7 protein-coding genes are annotated in these 11,623 nt (G+C 30.0%); 6 read left to right on the top strand and 1 reads right to left on the bottom strand.

What is annotated here, in order from left to right:
• Positions 1-3: 3 nt before the first annotated feature.
• Positions 4-6,339: an alpha-2-macroglobulin family protein gene (locus LNQ49_RS09455; protein ID WP_229988513.1), complete on the bottom strand. Its 6,336-nt coding sequence runs from the start codon at positions 6,337-6,339 to the stop codon at positions 4-6.
• A gap of 121 nt (positions 6,340-6,460) precedes the next feature.
• Between LNQ49_RS09455 and LNQ49_RS09450 the strand changes: the two genes are divergently transcribed.
• The 6 genes from LNQ49_RS09450 (at position 6,461) to LNQ49_RS09425 (ending at position 11,614) form a co-directional block, all read left to right on the top strand.
• A complete protein-coding gene (locus tag LNQ49_RS09450) occupies positions 6,461-7,156 on the top strand; it encodes a tetratricopeptide repeat protein (protein WP_229988512.1) in 696 nt (231 codons plus the stop codon).
• Positions 7,157-7,196: 40 nt separating this feature from the next.
• Positions 7,197-8,552 carry a UDP-N-acetylmuramate--L-alanine ligase gene (locus LNQ49_RS09445; RefSeq protein WP_229988511.1) on the top strand — a complete coding sequence of 452 codons (1,356 nt, stop codon included), beginning with the start codon at positions 7,197-7,199 and terminating at the stop codon, positions 8,550-8,552.
• A 2-nt stretch (positions 8,553-8,554) separates the two neighbouring features.
• The gene (locus LNQ49_RS09440) at positions 8,555-9,175 is read left to right on the top strand and encodes a hypothetical protein (protein WP_229988510.1); all 621 of its coding nucleotides are present in this window, start codon (positions 8,555-8,557) and stop codon (positions 9,173-9,175) included.
• A gap of 300 nt (positions 9,176-9,475) precedes the next feature.
• Complete coding sequence (radC, locus tag LNQ49_RS09435) at positions 9,476-10,168, top strand: RadC family protein (RefSeq protein WP_229988509.1); 693 nt, start codon at positions 9,476-9,478, stop codon at positions 10,166-10,168.
• Between the two features lie 2 nt (positions 10,169-10,170).
• Positions 10,171-10,863: a YjjG family noncanonical pyrimidine nucleotidase gene (locus LNQ49_RS09430; protein ID WP_229988508.1), complete on the top strand. Its 693-nt coding sequence runs from the start codon at positions 10,171-10,173 to the stop codon at positions 10,861-10,863.
• A gap of 4 nt (positions 10,864-10,867) precedes the next feature.
• Positions 10,868-11,614, top strand: coding sequence for a hypothetical protein (locus LNQ49_RS09425; RefSeq protein ID WP_229988506.1), 747 nt, complete (start codon positions 10,868-10,870; stop codon positions 11,612-11,614).
• The last annotated feature ends 9 nt before the right edge of the window (positions 11,615-11,623 follow it).

Genomic DNA, 11,623 nt, shown 5'->3' with positions numbered 1-11,623 from the left:
GTGTTATTTAACTTTTACTCGAATTCCTTTAGTGTGACTTGAGTATTCTGGAGCATACATACTTTGGATGGTTGAAATTCCGTTTGAGAATTCACCACTGTTATTTACACGAATATCATATTCTATAACATAAGTTCCTTTGCTTATTTCATCAAAGAAGAAATGTGTTGCAGCATCTTTTGTACTCATATAATAACCTAATCGGTCTTTGTATTGGTATTCAGAAAGAACATTTACAGGTTCAAAACAAGAAGCTCGCATATCTTTTAAATGTACAAATTCGGAGTCTTCTTTAGAAGTAATAATTAGACGTACAGTTACTAGATCTTCAATTTTCAATGGATTATTTGAAGTTATTTTCTCTAATTCATTTCCTTTCAAAGTGCTTCTTTTAAGGTATAATTCTTTTGAAACAGACAGAACAGCCTCAGAATTATTTTTGATTTTATCTAAATCTTCAAAATATTGCCAGTATACACCACCGAAACCAGGAACCTTTGATTTGTTTTCTATTACAATAGAACTCATTTCTTTTTTAACTTCATCAGCTTTCCAGTTTAGTTTGATATAACCAGTTTCAGCTTCTTTTTCACTATCAGATAGTTTTTTGGTTAAGATTTTTTCATTACCCAATTTGATAACAGTATTGTCTTTTACGCTCAACCAATCTGTTCCTTGCATTAATAGCGCATAAACAGCTTCGGTAGTAGATTTTGTCGTTGGCCAGTTTTTAGTCTGTTTGTTTTTTAAGAGCCAAACTTTCATTGCGTCGACAGATTTGGTATCGTTATTTATTTCAGCGAAAGCTTCGATCAATAAAGCTTGTGTTTCTATTGGAGCTTGATACCAATACCACCCCGATTTATTAGCAATCCAATACATTCCCCAGTCTTCATTATTCGAAGAAGTTTCTTTTAAGCTTATAAGAATTGTTTTTGCGGCATCTTTTTCTCCAAAACGACTAAGGGTTAGAGCAGCTAATCCTTTTTCGTATAGCGAATACGTTAACCAGTCTTTTTTTGCGGTTTCAAGATATAATTGAGTAGCTTTTTTCAAAGTATCCGAAAGGGGATATTTATCTAAATAAAAACTTCTAGTATATAGATAATGCAAATCAGAGTTTGGATTAATCCATATTAATTTATCTGTAGTTTTTAAGTCTTTGGGTCTCGTTTTATAATAATTTAAAAACTTTTGATCTAGATATGGAATTCCTGTTTTTGAAATTTCATCGATTTTCGAAAGGTTGTCTTCCGTTTTATTCAATTTAGATAAATGACCCAGGCCAGCCAAAATATGTCTTGTGATATAATCGTTTTCATCACTTCCGTCAAACCAAGAAAACCCTCCTGAGGCTTTTTGTTTTTGTTTTAGTTTTTGAAAAGTATTTTCTTGTGAGGCTTTCATTTTTTCTAAGTCGAATAAAAGAGCAAGGTTTTTTTTCTTTTCATCTTCACTTTGTGCATCATTTAACCAAGGTGTTTCAGCAAGAATTATTGATTTTAATTCTTCATTTTCTTCCAATTTAGATTTTAGTTTTCCATTTTTTCTCCAATCTTCAAATACAGTTGCTATTTTTGGATTGCTCGAAATAATCTCAGATGCTAAAGCATTTGCATAAAAACGAGCAAAAGTCTGTTCGGCACATTCATGTTCATATTCCATTAAATAAGGAAGAGACTGAATTGCGATCCAAGAAGGATTAGAAGTGTATTCTAGAGTAAACTGATGATTTCTTAAAGTTGTTGAATTGTTGTTTTTTAGATTCTCAAAAGTATATTCTTTCTTAGCGTTTTCACGAACCCAAATCGGAATACTCTCTGTAACCAACATAGTATTGGTGAGAACTGGAAGAATGTTTTCTTCACCATCAGAGAAGTTGCCTGATTTGGCAAGGATTTTATATTGAACGGCTTGTAAGCCTTCAGGAATTGTAATTGTCCATGTTGCAGTTGTATTTCCAAAAGCACCAACAGTAAAGTTTTTAACGTTTTTAGAATTCAACATTTTAGCATCAATTGGTTGCATAGTTGTAGCGTCAAAAAACTGTAAAATAGCTATTCCAGTTTTGGCTTTATCCGTAATATTCGAAATTTTAGTGCTGATAACAATCGTATCTTTCTCTCTAAAGAAACGTGGAAAATTCGGTAAAACCATTAACTCTTTTTGAGTTACAACACTTTTCTCTAAATAGCCTGAAACTGCATCTTTATTATGCGCCAATAAACGAAGTTTCCAAGCAGTTAAAGCTTCTGGAGAAGTAAAATTGAAACTTACTTTTCCGTTTGCATCGGTTTTTAAATTAGGGTAAAAGAAAGCAGTTTCCGATAAATTTTTTCTTGCTTTTACTTGTGTTAAAGCTTCTAATGCTTTTTTTGTTGTAATAATTATTGCTCCATTTGCACCTTTGCTTCCGTAAAGCACTTTTGCTTTGTCTGCAGTTAAATAATCTATGTCAAGAAGATTTTCAGGATTTATTTTTTTAAAATTATCTTCAGATGATATTTCCCCATCAATTATATATAATGTGGATGTATTTACTACCATAGAAGTTAGACCACTTATAATTTTTTTTCCAGGAATAAACCTTACTTTATTAGTTTGGTAATAGGATTCTTCGTTAACAGATTCATCTGCTTTTGCAAGAACAGGTTTTATAAATTTTACTTGATCTACTTTAGGGGGAGGAGGAGATTTTACGAATGATATATTGTTATCAGACTCAATAGCTAGTACAGCATCTGGGTCTCCTTTTATGTTTTCGCTACCAACTTTTTTATCTTTAATGTTAATAATAACAATCCCGTCAATAGAATCGTAATAGCTACTATTATTAATATTAAATCCAAACCAGTCTAATTTCGTTTCTTCTTTTTGAAAGCCTCCAAAGTATGAAGAGGGATTCAAATCTTCTAGCGAAGAATATATTTTTTCAAAACCTAAACTAGATTTAAAATTAGATCTGTTATAATAATATTTGTTTAAATTTAAAGTATTCCAATCTCTTTTAGTAAATTGATCTAATGAACTGTCGTACATCGAAGCCAATACTTCTGCTTCGTTTTTAGTATTAATTGATTTTAGATTAAAAGACCATTTTTCATTGCTTCCAGGTTCGATTTTGTTTCTAAAACTTTCGATAATCCATTCTAATTTAGATTCATCTGTTTTTAATGCTACATCTATCTCATCGTTAAAAATTTCATTGTCAAAAATACTTTCAAAACTTAAACGAATCGATTTTTCGAATTCTTTTTTTAATGGAATTCTAATTATTACTTCGTTGTTTTGTAAATGATAAGTGTTTTCAAAATATTTTTGATTTTCATAGTTTCCGCTTGTAGTGATATATAAATCAGGAATTACAGTATTGAGTTTGACTTGTACAAAACCATCTTTTTTGGGGTCTGTATTAATTTGTTCAGTCGTAAATAATTTACTCGGATTGAATTTGTCTTTGCTTTGTTTGATTTCAAAAGTTGAAATAGATTCTATTGGATTATTAAAAGTATCCTTAGCAGAAAAAATAATTTTGTAGTTTCCTGATTTGTAATTTGAAATAAAATCAAGTGCTACTTCTTTGTCTTTTTGTGTATCTATTTTTTTTGAAAATAGTAGAGCTTCATTTGGTTTGTTGGTTGTCTTAATTTCGCGGATTTCAAAAGGGAATAACTTTTCAAAATCTAATGTTGAAATGGTCTCAATTTCTGGTTTTGGCCAAACTGCTGTTTTGAATTTGTTTAAAAGCGGACTTACGAAGTATATTTTAATTTCTCCTTTAGCGGCTAAAAACTCTCCATTTAAGTTTGTGCTTGTAAGTGTAATTTTGTTTTTATTTTTTGTTTCAATTTGACTAGCAATAATTGCATCAATTATTAAATCATGATAACCTACTTTAACAGTTGTTTCAGATGTATGTGTCTCTCCATTAATATCTGTAACATTAGCAGTTATTTTGTAATCAAAAATAGGTAGTTGTTCTTTTATTACATTTTTAGAAGGCTGTGCAATAAATTCAATTATAAATTTTCCCGAAGCATCAGTTTTAGTTTCACCGCTAGTGATAGTTTCGTTTTGTTCTTGTTCATGATAATTTCTAAAATAACTTGTGAGTCGATTAACAGTATAGGTTACTTTTGCGTCAGAAATGGTACTTCCAGCAAATGCCTTGGCATTTCCATTTATTTTGATGGACTGATTGACTTGAAAGCTTTCTTTCTTAGGTTCGAAATCTACTTTAAATTTTGGGCGTTTGTATTCTTCAACACTAAAATTGGCTCTTGAATTTTCGAATTTTACATTGTCCCAAAATGTAGCATTCGGTTTGTTTTTGAAATAAATGTCACTTTTCGTATAATCTTCAGGTTTACCAGCATAAATATTAAAATTACCTGTTAAACCATTTTTAGGTACAGTAAATTCTCCGGAAAATGAACCAAATTCATTAGTCGTTATTTGAAATTCTTTATAAGTTTGATAATTAGAATCTTTAATAATGATATTGAAGGAAGTATTAGCTACTACACTTATTTTGTCGTCTTGTTTTTTAATTGCGATTCCTTTATAATAAGCAATTTGCCCTGGGCGATAAATAGCTCTGTCTAAGTAAAACTCAACTTTACCTTTGAGGTTATTATCTCTGTTTTCAGAGTATTGTTGTATATAGTGGATGTAATTTTTATAAGGAATAATAGTGTCATTGTCTAATGAAAATTCAATGTTCTCGTTATAATTGTTGCTATTTGCTCCACTATAAAAAGCTAATCCGGCAGAGTCCGTTTTAATGGTATAACGAGAGGATTTTATAGTGACATCTTTTAGAGGTTTACCGGTTTTTCTATCAAAAACCTGAAAAGTTTCTTTATCGTTTTCTTGATTTGCCAGAATACTAAGATTTGAAACTGTTATGGTTTCAAATGCAAAAGCTTTCTTATCTTTTAAATCAGAGTCACTCTCAAAATGGACTAAATAATTTCCTATTTCTAATTTTGGTAAAAGTACTTCGGTTGTGTATTCAAAATAATCATGTTTATTTTGAAGTTGATAGTTCTTTGATACAATTTTATTTTGTTTTTTTATGATTGAATTAGCTAAACTATCTTGTTGTAAATTTGGATCGGTAAGTTCTTCTAGTTTTTTTTGATCTATTTTATAAAAGGACACATTTAAATTATCAATGTTTTTATAAGTAATAAAAGCCCTAGTATTCTCATTTTTGTAACTATATTTCTGAAGTTCAATAGTTAGTGATTTCAAAGAAACGGTTTGTTTTAGATGCAAAGCTTCTTCTGCCGTATTAGTTTGGTTATTGATTTTTATTATCTCGTCAAATATTTTTATCGCTTGTATGTTGTTATCTGGATGTAATTCTTTTGAGGCTTGACGAATTAGAATTTCACCTTTTTTTAATGAAATTTTTTGAATAAGAATTATGTCGTCGGAACGTTGTTTAAGTTTATTTAATGAACTTAATATATCATCGTCAGATTCTGGCAAGAAATCACTGAAATACACAATGCGGTCAAATTGATTTTCTAGAGATGGGGTGTTTAATTCTAGTTTCTGATATAAAGAGATAATTTTTCTGATTTCTTCATCTTTTATAAAGTTTAAATCAAGTTTTAAAAAAGCTTCTGAATTTCCTAAAAGTTCTTTTTTGTATTTGCTAATTTCATCCTTTTCAATTTCCCAAAGGTTCATTTTTTGAGTAAAAAATGAGATATTTTCTTTAAGTAGATAATCGTATAGGTTTTCTGTTTCTAGTTTTTTTAAAGTCAAAAAATTAAAAATAGCTTGATAATTTTTTAAAGGAGTAATTTTTAGAATTGCTTCATTTTCTAGAGTTTTTTCATAAAATGCAATGATTTCTTTTTCAGAAGTAAAAATGATATTTGAATTAATTAATTCAGGTGTATCATTTACTGCTATAGTATCTAGCGGTGTAACTACTGACGCAGCTGCTTCGACTACAGTATCTACAACTGTATACGGATAATTGTTATCATAATAATCATCCAAACATTTAGCATAAACTAAATTAAGAATTGCTTTTGTTGGGATTGATGCTCGATTAATTTCAAATTTTAAGTTGTTTAGAATCTTTGACTGAGCATTTTCATCAACGATTTGCAGATACTTAGATTGAAAAAAAAAGCATTTTATAATTTGTACTTCGTCTTTAGTAGCAACAGCCTTTTTGTGAATTTTTGAAACAATTTCATTAGCGGTCTTTATTTTGCCGAGACTTTCGTTTCTAATAACTTTATCCCATTTTTTGTCATTTTGCTGTCCAAATATAGAAGTCGAAATTAGAAATAAGACAAAATAGATATTCTTCATAAAAGGAGGTTTAGTATTATTTTAAATGATTGATGTAGTATTGAAAGATAATTTCCGTACAAATTACTAATTTATACTTAAAAAGAAATGATACATTTTATATTTCCACTATTTTTGAAGAATGAAACAAATAATAATTGTCTTTCTTTTATTTCCGACCTTATTCTGGTCGCAAACTAGTTTTGAGAAGGCTCAAAAATTATTTGATACTCAGAATTTTGATAAAGCTGAAATCCTTTTTAAAACGGTTTTAAAAGAAACTCCTTCAGATTTAAAAACGATTGAATATTTAGGAGATATTGCCACTCATAATAAAAAGTGGGATGATGCCGTTGGCTATTATGAAAAGTTAAAGCAATTAAAGCCGTCAGGAGCTAATTATTTTTATAAATATGGAGCAGCTTTAGGAATGAAAGCTTTACAAGTGAGTAAGTTCAAAGCCTTTGGAATGATTGATGAAGTAAGAGGTTCTTTTGAACAAGCAATTGTACTCAATCCAAAACATATAGAAGCACGATGGGCTCTTATAGAATTAAATTTACAACTACCAGGTATTGCTGGTGGTAGTCAGAGCAAGGCCATAAAATATTCAAATGAATTGTTGAATTTATCACCAATAGACGGATATTTGTCCCGAGGGCATATTGACGAGTATTTTAAAAGATACTCTGATGCAGAAAGACAATACAAACATGCAATTATAGTAAGTAAATCTAAAGTGAGTTATCAAATGCTTGCTAACTTGTACCAGAAAAAAATGAATGAACCGACGAAGGCGAAGGCAGTTTTGGATGAGTATAAAAAGAACCAAAATTGATTTAATCAATACAAATAAACGAATAACCGAGCAAACTAAAATGAAAACACATTTTATAGCCATAGGCGGGAGCGCCATGCACAATCTAGCACTAGCATTGCATAATAAAGGATACCAAGTTACAGGAAGTGATGATGCTATTTTTGAACCTTCGAAATCAAGATTAGAGAAAAAAGGAATATTGCCTTTAGAAATGGGTTGGTTTCCAGAAAAAATTACTTCAGATATTGAAGCGGTGATTTTGGGGATGCATGCAAAGGCAGATAATCCAGAATTGTTAAAAGCCCAAGAATTAGGATTGAAAATCTATTCTTATCCAGAGTTTTTATACGAACAATCAAAAAATAAAACTAGAGTTGTTATTGGAGGTTCTCACGGGAAAACGACAATTACTTCGATGATTTTGCATGTAATGCATTATCACAATATTGAAGTTGACTATATGGTTGGAGCCCAATTAGAGGGATTTGATACTATGGTACACCTTACAGAAGAGAATGATTTTATGGTGCTAGAAGGAGATGAATATTTATCTTCACCTATAGATAGAAGACCAAAGTTTCATTTATATCAACCTAACATTGCTTTAATCTCAGGGATAGCTTGGGATCATATTAATGTTTTTCCTACTTATGAAAATTATGTAGAACAGTTTGAAGTTTTTATCGAAAAAATTACAAATGGAGGTATATTGGTTTACAATGAAAACGACCCAGAAGTAAAACGTGTGGCAGAAGCTGCGACAAATCCAATTCGAAAATTGGCTTATCATACGCCAAATTATACAGTAAGTGATGGAGTAACACTATTAGAAACTCCAGAAGGGAACATGCCGATTGAAGTTTTTGGAGCACATAACTTGAACAATCTTGCTGGGGCAAAATGGATTTGTCAGAATATGGGGGTAGACGAGGCTGATTTTTATGAAGCGATTGCTAGTTTTAAAGGAGCTTCAAAACGACTTGAGAAAATTGCAGAAGGAAAAGGAAAAGTAGCTTATAAAGATTTTGCACATTCTCCTAGTAAAGTAGCTGCAACGACAAAAGCTGTAAAAGAGCAATATCCTAACCGCACTTTAGTTGCTTGTTTAGAATTGCATACCTATAGTAGTCTAAATGCTGCATTTCTGAAAGAATATGAAGGAGCATTAGAATATGCTGATGTTGCAGTTGTTTTCTATTCGCCAGATGCTGTAAAAATTAAGCAACTAGAAGAAGTCACCTACGAACAAATTGCTACAGCTTTCAATCGCAAAGATTTGATTATTTACACGAATCCAAATGATTTTAAAGAGTATTTATTCAATTTAAATTTAGAAAACACAGCATTGTTATTAATGAGTTCTGGAAATTACGGAGGATTGAACTTTGATGAAGTGAAGAGTTTGATTGAATAAAAATGGATAAAAGACAATTCCAGAATAAAGAAAGAAAAAGAAAAGAAAAATATATATTAAATAGAGAACAGGAATATTCAGCTAAAGTTTTTGTTTTCTTTATGATTGTTAGTATTTTAAATGGGGTTTTTTGGCATGATCAATTTCTGGGATTAGATTTTAATTACAAATTGATATTTGTTATAATTCCTATTGGATTAGGTGTTTTTCTTTATTGGAAGACTAACAAAATTTTCATTAAAGATTTGCAAAATACTAAACCAAGTGGACTGAAAGATATTATTTTGTCATCGGTGTTTTTATTGTTAATAGGGGTATTTTTTGCCTATATTTCTTCAGTAACTCTTGCTAATGCAATATTCAAAATTGGAATGGATTTTTCAATTAACAACAAGCCTGAAATAAGTAAAACTTATTCGATTGAGTCAACTTATAGAAATAATAGAGGAAGAGGAGTTAATTTATTTTCGACAGTATATTATTTTGATGATGAAAATAAAATAAAAGGATTTGATGTTAGAGTTAATGAAGTAAAAACTTCGCGTGAAAAAAGAAAAATTATTTTTAAATGTAAAGAAGGATTTTGGAACTATTATAAAATTATTGATTACAAAATAGAATAAATGACAATTAGCCAATTAGTATTATACTAGTTGGCTTTTTTATTTTATATATTTATAATGACCAACAATTTTATATTCAAACAAACAATCTTCTAGAACTTGACCTCCGCCGACATTGCAATCAATAGTATTGAGATATATTTCATCTTTTTTCTTTAAATTTATTTGACCGAATTTTCTTATTTTTTATGTAGATTAGCCAAATAAGATATTTTGTATGGACGCTAAGAGTGAAGTTATGAAAAGAACTAACATGAATCCTGATCTTATATTTTTAATAAAAACTTTTGATACGTATTTATGGAATTAACATATCTCCCTATTACAGATTGGTCCGATGATGATAAACCCCGTGAAAAATTGATGCTTAAAGGTAAAGATACTTTGAGCGATGCAGAATTAATTGCTATCTTGATTGGCTCAGGGAGTAGAAATGAATCGGCAGTTGATTTAAGTAAAAGAGTCTTATCTAGTGTTGATAATAATTTGAATTCGTTAGGTAAATTGTCTATTGCACAATTAACTACTTTTAAAGGTATAGGTGGAGCGAAAGCTATTTCGATAATTGCAGCAACGGAACTTGGAAGACGTAGGCGAGCCGAAGATGTTGTAGAATTAACTAAGATTACATCTAGTAAAAAAGTTTTTGAAATCATGCAACCTATCCTTGGCGAGCTGCCACATGAAGAATTTTGGGTTGTGTTTTTAAATAATTCGAATAAAATTATTTCAAAGTCTCAACTAAGTAAAGGAGGAATTTCTGGTACTATTGTAGATGTGCGTTTGGTTTTTAAATTAGCACTAGAGAGTGGGGCAACTGGCTTGATTTTGTGTCATAATCATCCTTCAGGAGTTTTGATGCCAAGTGAAGCCGATAAACAGATTACCAAAAAAATAAAATTGGCTGGTGATAGTTTAGATGTTAAAGTTTTAGATCATTTGATTATTACTGAGACAAAATATTATAGTTTTGTAGATGAAGGAATTTTTTAAGAATGAAAAACATTACCATGATTACTGACATTTTTTTTGATTTAGATCATACGCTTTGGGATTTTGATAAAAATTCAGAATTAGCATTTGAAACGATATTAAATGAGAGTCATCCAACCGTAGGAATTGATACCTTTATAGAAAAGTATATTCCGATAAATCAAGCATGTTGGAAATTATATCAAAACGATAAAATTTCGCATGTAGAACTGCGTTATAATAGATTGAAGCACACTTTTGATGCTTTAAGTTATGTGGTTTCAGATGCGTTAATTGATGAAATGGCAGATGAATATATTAGACTGCTACCGGATAATAATTATCTTTTTGATGGGGCGATTGAAATTTTAGAATATCTAAAAGATAAATACAGATTGCACATCATTACTAATGGGTTTGCAGATGTTCAATATAGAAAAATAACAAACTCAAATATAGGAGCGTATTTTCAAACAGTAACAAATTCTGAGATGGCAGGAGTAAAGAAACCTAATCCTGTTATTTTTGAATATGCTTTAAACGCTGCTAATTCTAAAAAAGAAAATAGTATTATGATTGGAGATTGCCTAGATGCAGATGTACAAGGAGCTTTGAACGCTGGGCTAGATGCAATTTTCTTTAATGAGAAAAAAATAGAAGCACAACAAAATATAAAACAAATTAATCATTTATTAGAACTTAAAAAATACTTATAAAACTATGAAAACAAGAATCTTATTATTGCTTATATTCATTTCAAGCTATGGTTTCTCACAATCTGTAAACGATTACAAAGCGGTTGTTGTTCCATTGAAATATGATTTCATGAAAACAGATAATCAATACAGATTAGCTACGCTTACGAAGTTCAATTTAAATAAGGCCGGTTTTGAGGCTTTTTATGTGAATGAAACTGTTACACAAGATTATAATAGATGTGATTTGTTGTATGTAGATGTAGTAAAAGACAATGCGTTTTTAGTAACAAAACTGTACGTAACATTTAAAGACTGTTATGGTAAAATAGTTTTTACATCGGGAATAGGAAAAAGTAAAACAAAAGAATATGATCTAGCATATTCTGAAGCTTTAAATCAAGCTTTTGTGTCTATTAACGCTTTGAATTATAAATACAATGGTAAAGTAGCAACAGTTAAAAATAACCAATCATCAGCTGTTGTAGCGGCTGTAACACCTGTTGCAGTAACTTCAGAAGCTGTTGTGAAGGCAGTTGTGAATAATAATGATCCTAATTTATTGTATGCACAGCCTACAGAAACAGGTTATCAGTTAATTGATAAAACTCCGAAAGTAGTTATGAAATTGATGAAAACTTCTCGTCCTGATTCATTTATAGCTATAAAAGGAGATATTCAGGGATCTTTAAATGCAAAAGACAACGAATGGTATTTTGAATACTACCAAAATGATAAATTAGTTTCAGAAAAAGTAGTCGTTAAGTTTTAATTTGATTCA

The sequence above is a fragment of the Flavobacterium pisciphilum genome (genome assembly GCF_020905345.1).
Lineage (GTDB): Bacteria > Bacteroidota > Bacteroidia > Flavobacteriales > Flavobacteriaceae > Flavobacterium > Flavobacterium pisciphilum.
Note: the sequence above shows the minus strand (reverse complement) of the source record. Positions and strands in the feature narration are given on the sequence as shown.

Excerpts from the sequence above, each read along its gene's own strand:
- LNQ49_RS09455 (WP_229988513.1), bottom strand. The coding sequence starts at position 6,339 with ATGAAGAATATCTATTTTGTCTTATTTCTAATTTCGACTTCTATATTT.
- LNQ49_RS09450 (WP_229988512.1), top strand. The coding sequence starts at position 6,461 with ATGAAACAAATAATAATTGTCTTTCTTTTATTTCCGACCTTATTCTGG.
- LNQ49_RS09445 (WP_229988511.1), top strand. The coding sequence starts at position 7,197 with ATGAAAACACATTTTATAGCCATAGGCGGGAGCGCCATGCACAATCTA.
- LNQ49_RS09440 (WP_229988510.1), top strand. The coding sequence starts at position 8,555 with ATGGATAAAAGACAATTCCAGAATAAAGAAAGAAAAAGAAAAGAAAAA.
- radC (WP_229988509.1), top strand. The coding sequence starts at position 9,476 with ATGGAATTAACATATCTCCCTATTACAGATTGGTCCGATGATGATAAA.
- LNQ49_RS09430 (WP_229988508.1), top strand. The coding sequence starts at position 10,171 with ATGAAAAACATTACCATGATTACTGACATTTTTTTTGATTTAGATCAT.
- LNQ49_RS09425 (WP_229988506.1), top strand. The coding sequence starts at position 10,868 with ATGAAAACAAGAATCTTATTATTGCTTATATTCATTTCAAGCTATGGT.